The 18,431-nt window shown below is 55.4% G+C and carries 19 protein-coding genes and 1 other annotated feature; of the genes, 10 read left to right on the forward strand and 9 right to left on the reverse strand.

What is annotated here, in order from left to right; all coding sequences use genetic code 11:
- Positions 1-40: 40 nt before the first annotated feature.
- On the reverse strand, positions 41-2,143 hold the full coding sequence (gene fusA / locus BHE81_RS10440; protein ID WP_110246714.1) for an elongation factor G: 2,103 nt from the start codon (positions 2,141-2,143) through the stop codon (positions 41-43).
- A gap of 239 nt (positions 2,144-2,382) precedes the next feature.
- On the opposite strand from fusA, the gene BHE81_RS10445 reads away from it, so the two are divergent.
- Positions 2,383-2,694: an ArsR/SmtB family transcription factor gene (locus BHE81_RS10445; RefSeq protein WP_002912109.1), complete on the forward strand. Its 312-nt coding sequence runs from the start codon at positions 2,383-2,385 to the stop codon at positions 2,692-2,694.
- Between the two features lie 181 nt (positions 2,695-2,875).
- Here the strand turns inward: BHE81_RS10445 and plaP are convergent, their stop codons facing one another.
- From plaP to BHE81_RS10465, 4 genes are all read right to left on the reverse strand, one after another.
- On the reverse strand, positions 2,876-4,234 hold the full coding sequence (gene plaP / locus BHE81_RS10450; protein ID WP_004148994.1) for a putrescine/proton symporter PlaP: 1,359 nt from the start codon (positions 4,232-4,234) through the stop codon (positions 2,876-2,878).
- Positions 4,224-4,286: a membrane protein YoeI gene (gene yoeI, locus BHE81_RS29125; RefSeq protein WP_096335043.1), complete on the reverse strand. Its 63-nt coding sequence runs from the start codon at positions 4,284-4,286 to the stop codon at positions 4,224-4,226. The genes plaP and yoeI overlap by 11 nt, the downstream gene beginning before the upstream one ends.
- Before the next feature lie 237 nt (positions 4,287-4,523).
- A complete protein-coding gene (locus BHE81_RS10460) occupies positions 4,524-5,414 on the reverse strand; it encodes a LysR family transcriptional regulator (protein ID WP_004175276.1) in 891 nt (296 codons plus the stop codon).
- 38 nt (positions 5,415-5,452) lie between these two features.
- Positions 5,453-6,277 carry an SDR family oxidoreductase gene (locus tag BHE81_RS10465; protein ID WP_004152513.1) on the reverse strand — a complete coding sequence of 275 codons (825 nt, stop codon included), beginning with the start codon at positions 6,275-6,277 and terminating at the stop codon, positions 5,453-5,455.
- 176 nt (positions 6,278-6,453) lie between these two features.
- On the opposite strand from BHE81_RS10465, the gene hisL reads away from it, so the two are divergent.
- From hisL to hisIE, 9 genes are all read left to right on the forward strand, one after another.
- Entirely contained in the window at positions 6,454-6,504 is a 51-nt protein-coding gene (hisL, locus tag BHE81_RS10470) for a his operon leader peptide (RefSeq protein WP_004899375.1), read from the forward strand.
- Positions 6,480-6,602, forward strand: a sequence feature (His leader region). (Overlaps the previous gene by 25 nt.)
- 47 nt (positions 6,603-6,649) lie before the next feature.
- Positions 6,650-7,549 carry an ATP phosphoribosyltransferase gene (gene hisG, locus BHE81_RS10475; RefSeq protein ID WP_002912152.1) on the forward strand — a complete coding sequence of 300 codons (900 nt, stop codon included), beginning with the start codon at positions 6,650-6,652 and terminating at the stop codon, positions 7,547-7,549.
- A gap of 39 nt (positions 7,550-7,588) precedes the next feature.
- Complete coding sequence (hisD, locus tag BHE81_RS10480) at positions 7,589-8,893, forward strand: histidinol dehydrogenase (protein WP_130943633.1); 1,305 nt, start codon at positions 7,589-7,591, stop codon at positions 8,891-8,893.
- On the forward strand, positions 8,890-9,951 hold the full coding sequence (hisC, locus tag BHE81_RS10485) for a histidinol-phosphate transaminase (RefSeq protein WP_004149000.1): 1,062 nt from the start codon (positions 8,890-8,892) through the stop codon (positions 9,949-9,951). The genes hisD and hisC overlap by 4 nt, the downstream gene beginning before the upstream one ends.
- Positions 9,948-11,015 carry a bifunctional histidinol-phosphatase/imidazoleglycerol-phosphate dehydratase HisB gene (gene hisB / locus BHE81_RS10490; protein ID WP_004200371.1) on the forward strand — a complete coding sequence of 356 codons (1,068 nt, stop codon included), beginning with the start codon at positions 9,948-9,950 and terminating at the stop codon, positions 11,013-11,015. Before hisC ends, hisB begins: the two co-directional genes overlap by 4 nt.
- A complete protein-coding gene (gene hisH, locus BHE81_RS10495) occupies positions 11,015-11,605 on the forward strand; it encodes an imidazole glycerol phosphate synthase subunit HisH (protein WP_002912227.1) in 591 nt (196 codons plus the stop codon). Before hisB ends, hisH begins: the two co-directional genes overlap by 1 nt.
- Positions 11,605-12,342 carry a 1-(5-phosphoribosyl)-5-[(5-phosphoribosylamino)methylideneamino]imidazole-4-carboxamide isomerase gene (gene hisA / locus BHE81_RS10500; protein ID WP_004175272.1) on the forward strand — a complete coding sequence of 246 codons (738 nt, stop codon included), beginning with the start codon at positions 11,605-11,607 and terminating at the stop codon, positions 12,340-12,342. The genes hisH and hisA overlap by 1 nt, the downstream gene beginning before the upstream one ends.
- On the forward strand, positions 12,324-13,100 hold the full coding sequence (gene hisF, locus BHE81_RS10505) for an imidazole glycerol phosphate synthase subunit HisF (protein ID WP_004180497.1): 777 nt from the start codon (positions 12,324-12,326) through the stop codon (positions 13,098-13,100). The genes hisA and hisF overlap by 19 nt, the downstream gene beginning before the upstream one ends.
- Complete coding sequence (gene hisIE / locus BHE81_RS10510; RefSeq protein ID WP_004200374.1) at positions 13,094-13,693, forward strand: bifunctional phosphoribosyl-AMP cyclohydrolase/phosphoribosyl-ATP diphosphatase HisIE; 600 nt, start codon at positions 13,094-13,096, stop codon at positions 13,691-13,693. The genes hisF and hisIE overlap by 7 nt, the downstream gene beginning before the upstream one ends.
- 103 nt (positions 13,694-13,796) lie before the next feature.
- On the opposite strand, the gene BHE81_RS10515 is transcribed toward hisIE, so the two are convergent.
- The 4 genes from BHE81_RS10515 to rfbD form a co-directional block, all read right to left on the reverse strand.
- Entirely contained in the window at positions 13,797-15,113 is a 1,317-nt protein-coding gene (locus tag BHE81_RS10515; protein ID WP_110246716.1) for a glycosyltransferase, read from the reverse strand.
- 120 nt (positions 15,114-15,233) lie between these two features.
- Positions 15,234-16,379, reverse strand: a complete 1,146-nt coding sequence (locus tag BHE81_RS10520) for a glycosyltransferase family 4 protein (RefSeq protein WP_025983080.1) — start codon at positions 16,377-16,379, stop codon at positions 15,234-15,236.
- The gene (locus tag BHE81_RS10525) at positions 16,380-17,273 is read right to left on the reverse strand and encodes a glycosyltransferase (RefSeq protein ID WP_004890862.1); all 894 of its coding nucleotides are present in this window, start codon (positions 17,271-17,273) and stop codon (positions 16,380-16,382) included.
- Positions 17,270-18,424: a UDP-galactopyranose mutase gene (gene rfbD / locus BHE81_RS10530; protein ID WP_110246717.1), complete on the reverse strand. Its 1,155-nt coding sequence runs from the start codon at positions 18,422-18,424 to the stop codon at positions 17,270-17,272. Before rfbD ends, BHE81_RS10525 begins: the two co-directional genes overlap by 4 nt.
- Positions 18,425-18,431 lie beyond the last annotated feature (7 nt).

An 18,431-nucleotide genomic window follows, 5' to 3' on the forward strand; every position in this document is an offset into this window, starting at 1 on the left:
GCCCGGGTAAGACGCCTCGCGTCGCACCCGGGAACGTTGCTTAGCTTTTCGCGCGGCTGGCGATGATTTCATCCGCCACATTACGCGGCGCTTCCGCGTAATGGTGGAACTCCATGCTGTAGGTTGCCCGTCCCTGCGACATCGAGCGCAGCGTGGTGGAATAACCAAACATCTCCGCCAGCGGCACGTCGGCGCGGATGATCTGGCTGCCGAAGCGCTCTTCCATCCCCTGCACCATCCCGCGACGGGAAGAGAGATCGCCCATAATATTCCCGGCGTACTCTTCCGGCGTCTCCACCTCGACGTGCATCACCGGCTCAAGGATCACCGGATCCGCTTTGCGCGCGCCCTCCCGGAAGCCGAAGATCGCCGCCATGCGGAACGCCATCTCCGAGGAGTCCACGTCGTGGTACGACCCAAAGGTCAGGGTCGCTTTCACGTCAACCACCGGATAACCCGCCAGCACGCCGGTGCCCATCGCTTCGCGCAGCCCTTTCTCCACGGAAGGGATGTACTCGCGCGGCACTACCCCGCCTTTGGTGGCGTCCTCGAAGACGAAACCGCTGCCCGGCGCCAGCGGCTCCAGGGTCAGTACGACGTGGCCATACTGCCCTTTGCCGCCGGACTGGCGCACAAATTTGCCTTCCACGTCCGTCACTTTCTTGCGCAGGGTTTCGCGGTAGGTGACCTGCGGACGGCCAATGTTGGCCTCGACGCCAAACTCGCGCTTCATCCGGTCGACAATGATCTCCAGATGCAGCTCACCCATGCCGGAGATAATCGTCTGGCCGGACTCTTCATCGGTATGCAGACGGAACGACGGATCTTCCGCCGCCAGCCGCTGCAGCGCGATGCTCATTTTCTCCTGGTCCGCTTTGGTCTTCGGCTCGATGGCCAGCGAAATCACCGGCTCCGGAAACTCCATCCGTTCGAGGGTAATCACCGCATCCGGATCGCATAACGTATCGCCGGTGGTCACATCCTTCAGACCGACGCAGGCCGCGATATCCCCGGCGTGCAGTTCGTCAACTTCGTGACGGTCGTTGGCCTGCATCAGCACGATACGCCCGATGCGCTCTTTCTTACCCTTCACCGGGTTCCACACCGCATCGCCTTTCTTCAGCGTCCCGGAGTAGACGCGGATAAAGGTCAGCTGGCCGACGTAGGGGTCGGTCATCAGTTTGAACGCCAGCGCCGACAGCGGCTCATCGTCGCTCGGATGGCGTTCCGCCGGCTGGCCTTGCTCATCAACGCCCTGTATCGCCGGAATATCCAGCGGCGACGGCATCAGCTCCACCACCGCATCGAGCATGCGCTGCACGCCTTTGTTTTTAAAGGCGCTCCCGCAGAGCACCGCCTGGATCTCCCCCTTCACCGTGCGCTGGCGCAGACCGGCGACGATCTCCGCCTCGTCCAGCTCACCGGTTTCCAGGTATTTATCCATCAGCTCATCGCTGGCTTCCGCCGCCGCCGAGACCATTTTCTCCCGCCACTGCTGCGCCGTCGCCAGCAGATCGTCTGGGACTGGCCCATAGCTAAAGGTCATGCCCTGGGTGGCGTCATCCCACAGGATGGCGCGCATTTTCACCAGATCGACGACGCCGGTGAAATGCTCTTCGGCGCCAATAGGTATCACAATCGGCACCGGGTTAGCCTTCAGACGGTCGATCATCATCTGCACCACGCGGAAGAAGTCCGCGCCGGGGCGGTCCATCTTGTTGACGAAGGCCAGCCGCGGAACGTGGTATTTATTCGCCTGGCGCCAGACGGTCTCCGACTGGGGCTGCACCCCGCCGACGGAGTCATACACCATCACCGCGCCGTCGAGCACGCGCATGGAACGCTCCACCTCAATGGTGAAATCCACGTGCCCCGGGGTGTCGATGATATTGATCCGGTGCGGCTCGAAGCTGCGGTCCATCCCCGGCCAGAAGCAGCTTACCGCCGCCGAGGTAATGGTGATCCCGCGCTCTTGCTCCTGGGCCATCCAGTCGGTGGTTGCCGCGCCATCGTGTACTTCACCCAGCTTATGGCTCATCCCGGTATAAAACAGGATGCGCTCGGTGGTGGTGGTTTTACCGGCATCGATATGCGCGGAGATACCGATGTTGCGATAACGTTCGAGAGGGATGGGTCGGGGCATGATGCGTCCTTAGTCGTTTTGACGGTCAGTCTGCGGTCGGAATGATCCGCAGTTCATTTAACTGCGTCTATCTTAGTACAATTGTACGAGTATATTCGAACTATTTTTGCTATCATTACGATTGGGCAGGTTGCGGCGGCGCGCGTGGTATCAGAACCGGAGTTTGGGTATAGTAGCCGCCAGCCGCCGATATGGGCTGCGGCTACCATGCGCCGCGCCACCGCCGACACAGGATTATTATGATCGCCAATCACCCCGAACGAGAACAAATTCGCCTGGAAAATGTCCTTTCCGCGCTCGGAAACCCGCTGCGACTGGAGATCATTCGTACGCTGGCCGACGGCAGCGAGCTGAGCTGCAACGCCCTGCGCCAGGAGGAGGTGGCCAAGTCCACCATGACCCACCACTGGCGCGTCCTGCGCGACAGCGGTGTGATCTGGCAACGGCCTCAGGGACGGGAGAACATGATTTCGCTGCGCCGGGAAGATCTGGACGCCCGTTTTCCCGGCCTGCTGGATACGCTGCTGAAAGTTATGGTGCAGGCAGGATAAGCTCTTCTGCCGGGCGGCGGCTGCGCCTGACCCGGCCTACGGCGGCCTCCCGTCAGCTTATGTCCCCCAGGCCCGGCAAGCGCCGCCCTGCAAAAAAATCAGGCCTCGATGTCGAACCGGCGCAGACAAAAAAAAGCCGGAGGTTTCCCTCCGGCTTTTCTTATTTACATCACGCTATGCCTTAGGCCACATCTTCGTACTGCGGCACCGGGTTGCGGAAGCTTTTGGTCACGCAGGCCAGGTAGACCAGACCGATACCGGCCCAGATCAGGCCCAGAATCATCGAGCTCTCTTCCAGGTTGACCCACAGCGCGCCGACGGTCAGGGCGCCGCACATCGGCAGGAACAGATACTGGAAGTGGTCTTTCAGCGTCTTGTTGCGTTTCTCACGGATCCAGAACTGGGAAATCACCGACAGGTTAACGAAGGTAAACGCCACCAGCGCACCAAAGTTAATCAGCGCCGTCGCCATCACCAGGTCGAAGTTAATCGCCAGCAGCGCAATCGCGCCGACCAGGATGATGTTCATCGCCGGAGTGCGCCAGGTCGGGTGCACGTAGCCGAAGAAGCTTTTCGGGAACACGCCGTCGCGGCCCATCACGTACATCAGACGCGCCACGCCAGCGTGCGCCGCCATACCGGACGCCAGTACGGTGATGGTGGAGAAGATCAGCGCGCCAACCTGGAAAGCTTTACCTGCCACGTAGAGCATAATTTCCGGCTGTGACGCATCCGGATCTTTAAAGCGCGAGATATCCGGGAAGTACAGCTGCAGGAAGTAGGTGGCAAAGATGAAGATCAGGCCGCCGATCAGCGCGGTCAGGAAGATCGCCCGCGGAATGACGCGCTCTGCATCTTTGGTCTCTTCAGACAGGTTGCTGATGCCGTCGAAACCGGTAAACGAGAAGCACAGGATCGTCGCCCCGGTAATCATCGGGATCACGTGCGCGTCACCGGACCAGAACGGACGGCTGCTGGCCAGCGTACCGGCGCCCTCGCCTTCAAACACGCCATAAATCACCATGCCGAGGATAACGGCAATCAGCACCACCTGCAGCACCACGATCACGGTGTTGAAGTTGGCCACGGATTTAATGCTGCGCAGGTTAAAGGCGGTCATAAAGGCGACCAGCGCGATAACAAACACCCACGACGGAATCGAAGGCACCAGCGCTTCAAAATAGATTTTCGCCAGCAGAATGTTGATCATCGGCGCGAACAGGTAGTCGAGCAGCGAGGACCAACCCACCATAAAGCCAACGGTCGGGCTGATGGATTTCTGCGCATAGGTATACGCCGAGCCGGCAGAAGGGTAACGACGTACCAGCTTGCCATAGCTCAGGGCAGTAAACAGGATAGCGATTAACGCAAAGGCGTAGGCCGTCGGCACGTGACCGTCGGTCATACCAGAGACGATACCAAACGTATCGAACAGCGTCATCGGCTGCATATAGGCCAGGCCCATCATTACAACCGGAACTAACGTAAGCGTTTTACGTAATTCCACGCGAGAGGTATTTGGAGTAGCGTTATGCGACATAGTTATCCCCTTTTACGGTGAACGCCAGCGCGTAAGCAAAAAATTGCCCCATTTCTTTCTATTCCTCAGCGACAACGACTGTCGGTTTTTAGTAAATATCTATCCGGTACGAAGCCCGGCCTCTTGGTATTGAATGATGTGTCTTTCGACCAAAAAAATAACCGACACTTTAAAAAAAAGCGTCGGCTAGTCTCTGGTTTTCAGGCCGCATATTTTGCAACAAATTCAACGGCGTTGACAAGATGTTATGAAGTTCATTGCGTAAGCATAATTTTTAACGTGCTAATATCTATACGGTTTCCGTATGATAAATTGTAAAAATAGCACTATTTGCTAATAGCGTTTCCCGCCACCATTTGCCAGCCAAACCGCAGGTGGCGTCATTCCAGGCGATCCACGCGCGTTGACGAGGCGACAGCCCGCGCACGGTCATGCAGACCAGCTCGCCGCTGTCCAGCAAACCCTGCACCTGATAGCGCGGCAGGCACCCCCAGCCCAGCCCCAGGCGCAGCAGCGCCAGCTGCCCCGCGGCGTCACACACCGTCAGGGTCTCCTGATCGCTGAGTAGCGCCCCGCCCTCGCCAGTGGCCACCGCCCGGTAACGGCGCAGGGTTCGCCAGCTTAGCGGTGCGCGGTGTCGCGCCAGCGGATGCTGTGGGGCAACGACCAGCAGCAGCTCCAGCTCGCCGAGGGGGAGATAGTCATAACCGCTCAGCGGCGGCGGCTCGCCGAGCGCCCCCAGCAGCAGATCGGCCTGCCCGTCAGTCAGCGGCCGCCAGTCCAGCAGGGAGGGGTTCAGCGTAAAGTGCAGCCGGGTCAGCGGCTGTTGTTGATAAAATGCCGCGATTGGCGGCGAGAGCAGCGCCACGGGAAAGGTGCTGTCCACCGCCAGACGAAGGCTATTCTCCCACCCCTGCTGCAGCTTAACCGCCCGGATCTCCAGTTCTCGGGCGATATGCAGCACCTCCCGCCCTTTCTCCAGCAGCATCTGTCCGCTGGGGGTAAAGCGCGCGCGATGGCCGCTGCGGTCGAGCAGCTGAATATTGAGATCGCTTTCCAGGCGGTGAATGGTGTAGCTCAGCGCCGAGGGCGTTTTAAAGAGCTTTGCCGACGCCGCGGCAAAGCTCCCCTCTTTTTCCAGAGCATCCAGGATCACGAGGACATCCAGCAGTGGTTTCATCGCTACCCCCTTACGGTATGCGAATCACCGCTGGCGGATCACTCCATCGGCATCACCAGCGGATCGGGGTACTGGTACTCAAACCCCAGCTCATTGCAGATACGATTGCCATCCACAATCTTGCCCTGGCCGCCGTCCGGGCTGTCGCTGAACACCGGCGGCGGCAGACCGAGCTCGCGGGCCATCTGCGGATAAAAGAGGCCGCGCGCAGGGTGGCGGGGCGCACATAGATTATAGATGTGCCCGCCCTTCGGGGCCTGCAGCAGCAGTTCGATAGCGGCCACCACATCCTGCAAATGCACCAGATTGACCACGTGCTGGCCATCCGGCGCCGACTTGCCGGCGAAAAAACGTCCCGGATGGCGGGAAGGCCCCACCAGCCCGGCCAGGCGCAGAATATCCACCGATGTCCCCGGCAGGTTGTGCAGCCAGTCCTCCAGCTCCTTGAGCACCTGTCCGCTGGCGGTTTGCGGCAGACGCGGGGAATTCTCCTTCACTGTACCGTTGACGTTGCCATACACCGAGGTGGAGCTGGTGAAGACGATCCGCGGAATATGGTACGCCAGCGCGGTATCGACGATCTCCTGCACCGCCTGTAGATAAAACCCTTCCCCTGCCCCGGTACGCCGGGCCGGCAGGGTGATCACCAGCGCATCGACGTTCATCAGCGCGTCGAGGTCCTCGGTATCACAGACCAGCTGCGGCTCCAGGCGCAGCGGATAGCTGTCGATCCCGCACATCCGCGCCGCCTCCACGCCATCCTGCGTAGTTTTACTGCCGGTAACCTGCCAGCCTCGCGCCGTCAACGACAGCGCCAGCGGCATCCCCAGCCATCCCAAACCGACTATCGCGACCTTTTTCATCCCAGGCTCCTGACTCTTTCGCTGTGCTGATTACAGGCTACGCCAGCCAGCGGCAACTGACAATTTCTTCGCTCAATATGAAATGAATTAATGATAGAAAAAAGCCCTTGCTTTCTGCGGCGGAAGTGGTTTAGGTTAAAGGACATCAAATGCATAGTCATTCACAGAGAATTTTTATGAACCGCGTTCAATTTAAACACCACCATCATCACCATCATCCTGACTAGTCTTTCAGGCGATGTGTGCTGGAAGACGTTTGGATCTTCCAGTGGTGCATGAACGCGCAGAGAGCCCCCGGAAGATTCACTTCCGGGGGCTTTTTTTTGGACCAAATTCGGACAGATTCAGACAGGTATTCAGAGGAAAAGAACAATGTTAGACAACACCCGTTTACGCATAGCTATTCAGAAATCAGGCCGTTTAAGCGAAGATTCACGCGAATTACTCAGCCGCTGCGGCATTAAAGTCAATTTGCACACCCAGCGTCTGATTGCGCTGGCGGAAAATATGCCAATCGATATTCTGCGCGTGCGTGATGACGATATCCCGGGCCTGGTGATGGACGGTGTTGTCGACCTCGGTATTATCGGCGAAAACGTGCTGGAAGAAGAGCTGCTCAGCCGCCGCGCCCAGGGCGAAGACCCGCGCTACTTCACCCTGCGCCGTCTCGACTTCGGCGGCTGCCGCCTGTCGCTGGCGACTCCGGTGGATGAAGCCTGGAACGGCCCGGCGGCGCTGGACGGCAAACGCATCGCCACCTCTTACCCTCACCTGCTGAAGCGCTACCTCGATCAAAAAGGTATCTCCTTTAAGTCCTGTCTGCTGAACGGCTCCGTGGAAGTGGCGCCGCGCGCCGGCCTCGCCGACGCTATCTGCGACCTCGTCTCCACCGGCGCCACCCTGGAAGCTAACGGCCTGCGCGAAGTGGAAGTGATCTACCGCTCCAAAGCCTGTCTGATCCAGCGCGACGGCGAAATGGCCGACGCCAAACAGCAGCTGATTGACCGCCTGCTGACCCGTATTCAGGGCGTGATTCAGGCCCGCGAGTCGAAATACATCATGATGCACGCCCCGACCGAACGCCTGGAAGAAGTGGTTGCCCTGCTGCCGGGCGCCGAGCGGCCGACTATTCTGCCGCTGGCAGGCGACAAGCAGCGCGTGGCGATGCACATGGTCAGCAGCGAAACCCTGTTCTGGGAGACCATGGAAAAACTGAAGGCGCTGGGCGCCAGCTCCATTCTGGTGCTGCCGATTGAGAAAATGATGGAGTAATCGGCCAGCCGGTCACGGGACACACAGGGGAATACAATCATGAGCTTCAACACAATCATCGACTGGAACGGCTGTAGCGCAGACCAACAACAGCAACTCTTAACGCGCCCGGCGATTTCCGCCTCCGACAGCATCAGTAAAACGGTGACGGAGATCCTGAATAACGTCAAAGCCAACGGCGACGCGACGCTGCGCGAATACAGCGCGAAGTTTGATAAAACCACCGTCGCCGCGCTGCAGGTGAGCGAGGCGGAGATCGCCGCCGCCGGCGAGCGCCTCAGCGATGAGCTGAAGCAGGCGATGGCGGTGGCGGTGAAAAACATCGAGACCTTCCACAACGCGCAACAGCTACAGGCGGTGGATGTCGAAACGCTGCCGGGGGTGCGCTGCCAGCAGGTCACCCGCCCTATCGCCTCCGTCGGACTGTACATTCCGGGCGGCTCAGCGCCGCTGTTCTCCACAGTGCTGATGCTGGCGACGCCGGCGCGCATCGCCGGCTGTCAGCAGGTGGTGCTCTGCTCGCCGCCGCCGATTGCCGATGAGATCCTCTATGCCGCACAGCTGTGCGGCGTAAAAACCATCTTTAACGTCGGCGGCGCCCAGGCCATCGCCGCCCTCGCCCTCGGTACCGAGTCGGTGCCGAAGGTAGATAAAATCTTTGGCCCGGGCAACGCTTACGTCACGGAAGCCAAACGCCAGGTCAGCCAGCGTCTGGACGGCGCAGCCATCGACATGCCGGCCGGCCCGTCGGAAGTGCTGGTGATCGCCGACAGCGGCGCCAACCCGGACTTTGTCGCTTCCGACCTGCTGTCGCAGGCGGAACACGGCCCGGACTCGCAGGTGATCCTCCTGACCCCGGACGCCGACATGGGCAGCCGCGTCGCCGAAGCCGTGGAGCGCCAGCTGGCCGCCCTTCCGCGCGCCGAAACTGCCCGCGTGGCGCTCTCCGCCAGCCGGATCATCGTGGCCCGCGATCTGGCGCAGTGCGTGGCTATTTCCAACCTGTACGGCCCGGAGCACCTGATCATTCAGACCCGTCAGGCCCGCGAGCTGGTGGATAGCATCACCAGCGCCGGTTCCGTTTTCCTTGGCGACTGGTCACCGGAATCCGCGGGCGACTACGCCTCGGGCACCAACCACGTCCTGCCGACCTATGGTTATACCGCCACCTGCTCAAGCCTCGGTCTGGCCGACTTCCAGAAGCGGATGACCGTGCAGGAGCTGTCGCGCGACGGCTTTGCCGCCCTCGCCTCAACGATTGAGATCCTGGCCGCCGCCGAGCGCCTTGACGCCCACAAAAACGCCGTAACGCTGCGCGTTGCCGCCCTGAAGGAGCAAGCATGAGCATTGAAGATTTAGCCCGCGCCAACGTCCGCGCGCTGACCCCGTATCAATCCGCTCGCCGGCTGGGCGGCAAAGGCGACGTCTGGCTCAACGCCAACGAATTCCCTACCGCCGTAGCCTTCCAGCTTACCGAACAGACGCTGAACCGCTATCCGGAGCCGCAGCCGAAGGCCGTGATTGAGAGCTACGCCCGCTACGCCGAGGTCAAACCGGAGCAGGTGCTGGTCAGCCGCGGCGCCGACGAAGGCATCGAGCTGCTGATCCGCGCCTTCTGTGAGCCCGGCGAAGACGCGGTGCTCTACTGCCCGCCGACCTACGGCATGTACAGTGTCAGCGCCGAGACCATCGGCGTCGAGTGCCGCACCGTGCCGACGCTGGCCGATTGGCAGCTCGACCTGCCGGGCATCGAAGCGCGGCTGGACGGCGTGAAGGTGGTCTTCGTCTGCAGCCCGAACAACCCGACCGGGCAGATTATCGACCCGCAGTCGATGCGCGACCTGCTGGAGATGACCCGCGGCAAAGCCATCGTGGTGGCCGACGAAGCCTATATTGAATTCTGCCCGCAGGCGACGCTGGCCGGCTGGCTCAGCGACTATCCGCACCTGGTGGTGCTGCGCACGCTGTCCAAAGCCTTCGCCCTCGCCGGCCTGCGCTGCGGTTTCACCCTCGCCAACGCCGAGGTGATCAACGTGCTGCTTAAAGTGATCGCCCCGTACCCGCTCTCCACGCCGGTGGCCGATATCGCCGCCCAGGCCCTGAGCCCGGAGGGGATCGCCGCGATGCGCCAGCGCGTGGCGCAGATCCTTGACGAGCGCCGCTACCTGGTGGAACAGCTGCGCGGCATCGCCTGCGTGGAGCAGGTCTTCGATTCCGAGACCAACTATGTGCTGGCGCGGATAACCGCCTCCAGCGCAGTGTTTAAATCTTTGTGGGATCAGGGCATTATCTTACGTGACCAGAATAAACAACCTTCATTAAGCGGCTGTTTGCGTATCACTATCGGTACCCGTGCCGAGAGCCAGCGCGTGATTGACGCCTTGACTGCGGAGAATGTATGACCCAGAAGTATCTCTTTATTGACCGTGACGGCACCCTGATTTCCGAACCGCCGGAGGATTTCCAGGTGGACCGGTTCGACAAGCTGGCGTTTGAGCCGCAGGTGATCCCGGCGCTGCTGAAGCTGCAGCAGGAAGGCTATAAGCTGGTGATGATCACCAATCAGGATGGCCTGGGAACCGACAGTCTGCCGCAGGAAGCGTTTGATGGCCCGCACAACCTGATGATGCAGATCTTCGCCTCGCAGGGCGTTAACTTTGAAGAGGTGCTGATTTGTCCGCACTTCCCGGGCGACAACTGCGCCTGCCGCAAGCCAAAAACGCAGCTGGTGCTGCCGTGGCTGGAAGAGGGCGTGCTGGATAAATCCCACAGCTATGTGATTGGCGACCGGGCCACCGACCTTGAGCTGGCGGATAACATGGGAATTACCGGTCTGCGCTATGACCGCGAGACGCTCGACTGGCCGACCATCTGCGAGCAGCTGACCCGCCGCGACCGCTATGCCCACGTCGAGCGCATCACCAAAGAGACCCAGGTGGATGTGAAAGTGTGGCTGGACCGCGAAGGCGGCAGCAAGATCCACACCGGCGTCGGCTTTTTTGACCATATGCTCGACCAAATCGCCACCCACGGCGGCTTCCGCATGGAGGTTAACGTCGGCGGCGATCTGTACATCGACGACCACCACACGGTGGAGGATACCGGCCTGGCCCTCGGCGAAGCCCTGAAGCTGGCCCTTGGCGACAAGCGCGGCATCAACCGCTTCGGCTTCGTGCTGCCGATGGACGAGTGTCTCGCCCGCTGCGCGCTGGATATCTCCGGCCGTCCGCACCTGGAGTATAAGGCGGACTTCACCTATCAGCGCGTCGGCGATCTGAGCACCGAGATGGTGGAACACTTCTTCCGCTCGCTCTCCTACACCATGGCGGTGACCCTGCACCTGAAAACCAAGGGCAAGAACGATCACCACCGCGTGGAGAGCCTGTTCAAAGCCTTTGGCCGTACGCTGCGCCAGGCGATCCGCGTCCAGGGCGATGCCCTGCCGTCTTCCAAAGGGGTGCTGTAATGAATGTGGTGATCCTTGATACCGGCTGCGCCAACCTCAATTCGGTGAAATCGGCGATTGGCCGCCACGGCTATGAGCCAGTGGTCAGCCGCGATCCGGAAGTGGTATTGCGTGCCGATAAACTGTTTCTTCCCGGCGTCGGCACCGCCCAGGCGGCGATGGATCAGCTGCGCGACCGCGAGCTGATCGACCTGATCAAAGCCTGTACCCAGCCGGTGCTGGGGATTTGCCTGGGCATGCAGCTGCTCGGCAAGCGCAGCGAGGAGAACAACGGCGTCGATCTGCTGGGCATTATCGAAGAAGAGGTGCCGAAGATGACCGACCACGGTCTGCCATTGCCGCACATGGGCTGGAACCGGGTATATGCCAAAGCAGGCGATCGTCTGTTCCGCGGCATTGAAGAAGGCGCGTATTTCTACTTCGTGCACAGCTACGCCATGCCGGTCAACCCGTACACCATCGCCCAGTGCAATTACGGCGAGGCGTTCACCGCCGCGGTGCAGAAAGATAACTTCTTTGGCGTGCAGTTTCACCCGGAGCGCTCCGGGAGCGCCGGGGCGCAGCTGCTGAAAAACTTCCTGGAGATGTGATGATTATTCCTGCTTTAGATTTAATCGACGGCACCGTCGTTCGTCTCCATCAGGGCGATTACGGCCAGCAGCGCGACTATGGCAGCGATCCGCTGCCGCGCCTGCAGGCCTATGCCGCTCAGGGGGCGGAAGTCCTGCACCTGGTCGACCTGACCGGGGCGAAGGATCCGGCGAAACGCCAGATCCCGCTGCTGAAATCGCTGGTCGCCGGGGTTGACGTCCCGGTGCAGGTCGGCGGCGGCGTGCGGACCGAAGCGGATGTCGCGGCCCTGCTTGAGGCCGGCGTCGCCCGCGTGGTGGTCGGCTCCACCGCGGTGAAATCCCCGGAGGAAGTGAAAGGCTGGTTCAAACGCTTTGGCCCAGAACGGCTGGTGCTCGCCCTCGACGTGCGTATCGACGCCGACGGCAATAAGCAGGTGGCGGTCAGCGGCTGGCAGGAAAACTCCGGCGTGACGCTGGAGGAGCTGGTGGAAAGTTATCTGCCGGTCGGCCTGCAGCACGTGCTGTGCACCGATATCTCCCGCGACGGCACGCTGGCAGGCTCTAACGTCTCGCTGTACGAGGAAGTCTGCGCCCGCTACCCGCAGGTGGCGTTTCAGTCATCCGGCGGCATCGGCGATCTCAATGATATTGCCGCCCTGCGCGGCACCGGGGTGCGCGGCGTGATTGTCGGTCGCGCGCTGCTGGAAGGTAAATTCAACGTAACGGAGGCCATTCAATGCTGGCAAAACGGATAATCCCCTGCCTCGACGTCCGCGACGGCCAGGTAGTGAAAGGCGTGCAGTTCCGTAATCACGAGATCATTGGCGACATCGTCCCGCTGGCCAAGCGCTATGCCGACGAAGGGGCCGACGAACTGGTGTTCTATGATATCACCGCCTCCAGCGATGGTCGGGTGGTCGACAAGAGCTGGGTGTCGCGGGTAGCGGAAGTAATCGATATTCCTTTCTGCGTGGCGGGCGGGATCAAGTCGCTGGAAGACGCGGCGCAGATCCTCTCCTTCGGCGCCGATAAGATCTCGATTAACTCCCCTGCTCTCGCCGACCCGACGCTGATCACCCGCCTTGCCGACCGCTTTGGCGTGCAGTGTATCGTGGTGGGGATTGATACCTGGTTTGACGCAGAGACCGGCAAGTATCACGTCAACCAGTATACCGGCGACGAGAGCCGCACCCGGGTGACGCAGTGGGAAACCCTCGACTGGGTGGAGGAAGTGCAGAAGCGCGGCGCAGGCGAGATCGTTCTCAATATGATGAACCAGGACGGGGTACGCAACGGCTACGACCTGCAGCAGCTGGCAAAGGTTCGCGCGGTGTGCCACGTCCCGCTGATCGCCTCCGGCGGCGCGGGCACTATGGAACACTTCCTCGAAGCCTTCCGCGACGCCGACGTTGACGGCGCGCTGGCGGCCTCGGTATTCCACAAACAGATTATTAATATTGGCGAACTGAAAGCGTACCTGGCGGCACAGGGCGTGGAGATAAGGGTATGTTGACTGAACAGCTGGACTGGGAAAAAACGGACGGCATGATGCCGGCCATCGTGCAGCACGCCGTATCCGGCGAAGTGCTGATGCACGGCTACATGAACAAGGAGGCGCTGGAGAAAACCGAAGCCACCGGCAAGGTCACCTTTTACTCGCGCACCAAGCAGCGGCTGTGGACCAAGGGTGAAACCTCGGGCCATGTCCTCAATGTAGTGAGCATCACGCCGGACTGTGACAACGATACGCTGCTGGTGCTGGTAAACCCGATCGGGCCGACCTGCCACAAAGGCACCACCAGCTGCTTCGGCGAAACCGGCCACCAGTGGCTGTTCCTCTATCAGCTGGAGCAGCTGCTGGCCGAGCGTAAACACGCCGACCCGGAGAGCTCCTATACGGCGAAGCTGTATGCCAGCGGCACCAAGCGTATTGCGCAGAAAGTGGGGGAAGAAGGCGTGGAGACCGCGCTGGCCGCCACCGTGAACGACCGCTTCGAGCTAAAGAATGAGGCGTCGGACCTGATGTATCACCTGCTGGTGCTGCTGCAGGACCAGGGGCTGGATCTCGGGGAAGTGATTGATAATTTAAGAGCACGGCATAAGTAATAATAACAAAGGGAGGTGTTAATATACCTCCCTGCAAAACTTTTCTCGTTAATCAGGAGTATCTCTCTGCATCTAAAATAAGCATGAATTATTGATAAAAATATTACATTTTCTTCACGATTAACGCTTTGATTAACCTTAAAGGTCTTGTAACTTTCCATGACAATGATGAAATAAGGGCTGAATAACGTTGAGCAGCGTTATTTAATTCATTTTGTAGTTTAGTTAATTGATCTTGCTGTTTCTGATACTCAGTCTCTAAATATGCATTTCGCTGGACCAACCTATCAATACGTTCTTTTTTCTGTGCAACGGACGCTCTTAGCTCATCAATTTCTTCTTCCCTGGCTTTAAGAACTTGATCCTGAGAAGCAATACTGGCTTGCAACTTCTCTGAAGATAAATTAGAGGATTCAAGCTCATGTAATACCCGATCTTTTAACGAGAAAAGATACTCTTCCGGCGTTAACCGAATCAGGCGATAGTGTGCCGCTTTGATAAAATCATCATAAAAATCGCTTTCATCAATATCCAATGAGGCGATGAATTCGCGTGAAGCAGTGAATAAAGAATCAAACGCCGGACCAGAAATCGTATTTAAATTCCACTCAAGAAAAGTCACTGCATAATTATTAAAGTCTCTACCAAGTGAAGGCAACAAGTGCTGTGAGTCAATAAAGGAATAGAGGGCACGTAACGCATCAAGAGCACAGTGCCAGGATTTCTCTCTGGTCACCGATAATGAACCACTGCGGTTAATGGAATGAGAAATCAAGATCTCATCCAGGAACGCCATTCTTTTGGCAAGTAGCATAAAAGCGCTAACAAAAAATAAATCATTAGTCGTTCTTAAATCCTGGAATTGTAAACCAGTATCCAGTATAGCCTGGCGCCGGAAAAGCTTATCCCAGGGCCACCAGATAAATGCACCAAAGAAATTATGAGTGATCTCATCTGATGAAAAGAGTTCTTTTTGGGGGAGTAAATCTACGCGCACAGACCATGGCATTGGTGCATATGAATGGGTTTGTAGATCTAAAGACTGGCATCGGCAGATAACCGCATCGGCTTGCAGCAATACAGCATGATCATACATCCGTTTGAGCATATTAGCATCGGGGTAATCGTCATCATCAAGAAAAATGATATATTCGCCACTTGCTATTTTTAATCCCATGTTACGTGATGCACCTGCACCGATATTCTGCGAATTATTCAAAAGACGTATCCGCGAGTCATTAGCGGCAAAGGACTGCAGTAGCTTTAACGTATCATCAGCCGAATTGTCATCAATAATGACGACTTCAATATCCTGTAACGATTGCGATAAAATGGAACTAAGCGTATCAGATATATATTCTGCAGCATCGTGCACAGGTATCACAACAGAGACCAGTGCACTTGAAGATCTTTCAGACATTTGATCGCCTCCCAAGTGACACGTTACAGTAATTTTAGTTAATAATATACTTTAAAAAATTTGAAGGTAAAGAAACAGAATCTGGCAACTAATAAAAACGGTTAACCGTTTGATCGACAACTATCCCTCGACCACATCATGATAAGTCTTTAGCGTCTTACTAATAATCATCCCGCTCGAGAATTTATCCTGAATACGCTTACGTCCTTTAATACCCATTTCAACGCGTGCTTTAGGATTGCTAAGCAAAAAGGCAAGTTTATCAGCCAACTCTTCAGGTGAATTGCTTTTAACAATAATTCCATTATCGTTATCAATAATAAGGCTATCACAACCACCGACATCATAAGCAATACAAGCGCGACCCACAGAAGATGCTTCCAGAAGAATTCGCGGAACACCTTCAGAATAAACTGACGGCAAAGCAACGATATTTGATTGCTCAATAAGATCGCAAACGTTATTCGAACGACCTAACCAGTTAATTAATCCTTGCTGATGCCAATTCTCAATGACCTGAAGGGAAATCGCATCTTTATCATTTTCAACCAAAATTCCAGCAACATTCAAAGTAAAGTGAATATTCTTACTGCGTAATATTTTCTTCGCTTCAATTAAGTCGCCCAGTCCTTTACTCCACAACATACGGCTGGCAAACAATACAACAGGGACATCGTGATTCTGTTCAAGAGAATATTTGTATATCTCTGGATTAATGCCTGCACCATCAATAACAATAGTCTGTTGTTCTTCGAGTCCAACCAACTTAGCCAGTTTTTTTCTGTCGCGGTCATGTTCAAACATAAATATACAGCGCTTATTACTGGCAATATATTTATATGCAGCAATAGTAAACTGCCGCAATAATTTTAAAGGCATGCTGTCTGAAGAAAATACTCTTCCAAGCCCAACAAAACTTACGATGACCGGCAGATTAAATTTCTTCGCGAGCACACCACCAATCAAACATGGCTTGATAGTGATGCAATGCAAGAGATCCGGTTTTATATTTTTAATAATTTTTTGCACATCATGGTAAGTACGAAAGAAAACTAATGCATTAAAAGATTGAGCATCAAGAGTAACATTATGGCAAATAAAGCCGAATGTTTTGAATTTATTTATTATGTTGTCATCAATAAAATGGCTGATGATGTGAATCTCATAACCTGCATCACGGGAGGCGATGGCACGATCGATCCAGTGTAAATCGAAGTACCAATCCGAATTTATGAAATAACACAATTTTCTCATTGCTATGCCCACTTAATGATACTTACCACTAATACCTTTTATGCCATGTGAAATTCCACGAAGAATAAATTTCATATAGGAATATTTTTGACGTTGCCATGGCAGGATTAATATATATTTTAGGATGCGTATCGCTATCGCTGAATTGCTATACACGCCATTTTTCTGGAATATTTTCTTCGACAGGATCAAATTACGGCATAGATAGTAAACCTTCCATTCAGGTGCAATAAGTTTGCCCTGAATACTCACATCATGATAAAAAAGCAACTCTGGGCTATACATAATTTTCTCACCAGCTAGTGATAGCTGATAGCCAAAGTAAAGATCATCAAAGTAGATAAAAAGCTGTTCATGGATGTGGTCAAGGCTGGTCGTGAGCAGATCACGATGTATGACCATCCCAACAAATGAAACCGTTTGTACGAACATAGAACGATTAGCTGCCGGGATAAACTCTCCAGGGTAGCGTAAATAGCGTACAGTGTCGCCAAGTGAAGTTGGCACACGCGAGAACGGCATATTCATCGGACACGGTTTTCCTTGCGGATCTTTCACCAGTCCACTAAATACCCGACATCCCTGCTTATCCAGCTGTGAAAAGGACTTCAACGTGTCTGGATAGGGGTAAGCATCGTCATCGTAGAAAAATACCCAATCACTTGCCAGCTGTTCACAGATATACTGACTACCGGTTTTAAAGCCCCCCGCCCCACCGGTATTCTCGGTGAGGGTTAATACAATGACTCGTGTATCAACAATTGACGAAAGCCAGGCTTGGGTCCCATCCGTGGACCCGTTATTGACAATAACAATATTAGTGAATTCAAGTTTGAGGGTCTCTTCAACCGTTTTTTTCAGTTTGCCGAGACGATTGAATGTCACTATCAATGCCGTATATTTCATCGTACAGAAACCGTAAACACAGGCATTGGCTGATTTTCAGTGAGTGAATTTAAATAGACTTCTGCCGTTTTCAATGCTTCGGCGATGGTCACATCCATATCAAGGTAACGGTAGGTTCCAAGACGACCGACAAAAGTGATGTTGGTTTCATTCTCGGCCAATGACAAATATTTTTCAAGAAGAGCCATCTCTCCCATCTGGCGAATAGGATAGTAAGGAATATCATTTTCTTCACAAGCACGGCTATACTCTTTATAACAAACAGAGCCGTCGTGTTGTTCCCAGGGAGAAAAATATTTATGTTCAGTGATGCGAGTATAGGGCACATCCACAGAACAATAGTTCATCACTGCGCATCCCTGGTAATCACCCTGATAGATAAACTTTTTAAAATCTAATGTTCGATAGCCCAGACGGCCATATTGGTAGCCATAAAACGCATCTAATGGACCGCTATAGAATACGTGATCGTAATGAGTTCGCTCGTCAACGATAAATTCCCGCTGTAAGTCAACCTTGATATTCTCATGATTGAGAATTGACTTAATCATCTGCGTATAACCAGATTTCGGCATGCCCTGAAATTTGTGGTTAAAATAATTATCATCATAGTTAAAACGAACAGGAAGACGTTTAAGAATAGATGCGGGCAGTTCCGAGGGTTGCATCCCCCACTGTTTAATCGTATATCCTTTAAAAAAGGCCTCATATAACTCTTTACCAATAAAGCGTAACGCTTGCTCTTCAAAAGTTTGTGGATCAGCAATAGTGCTGTCCCCTTTCTCAGCAATGAGCGCTCTGGCCTCATCAGGCGAACAAGTTTTTGAGAAAAACTGATTGATAGTATGCAAATTAATAGGCAGGGAAAATACCTGACCATTAACTGTCGCTTTAACCCGGTTCACATAGGGCATCATCTCTGCATGCTTGTTGACATAGTTCCACACTGTTTCATTGTCAGTATGGAAAATATGGGGTCCATAAACATGTACCATCACATTCGTTTCAGAGTCGCGTGCATCATAGGAATTCCCCCCAATATGATCACGCTGATCGATAATATGGACTTGATGTCCCTTCTCAGCAAGTTGGCGACCGATAACTGCACCAGAGAAACCAGTGCCTACGATCAATATTTTTTTTCTTTTCATCTGTTGT

Origin of the sequence: Klebsiella sp. AqSCr (genome assembly GCF_008452795.1) — a bacterium.
GTDB classification, from domain to species: domain Bacteria; phylum Pseudomonadota; class Gammaproteobacteria; order Enterobacterales; family Enterobacteriaceae; genus Klebsiella; species Klebsiella pneumoniae.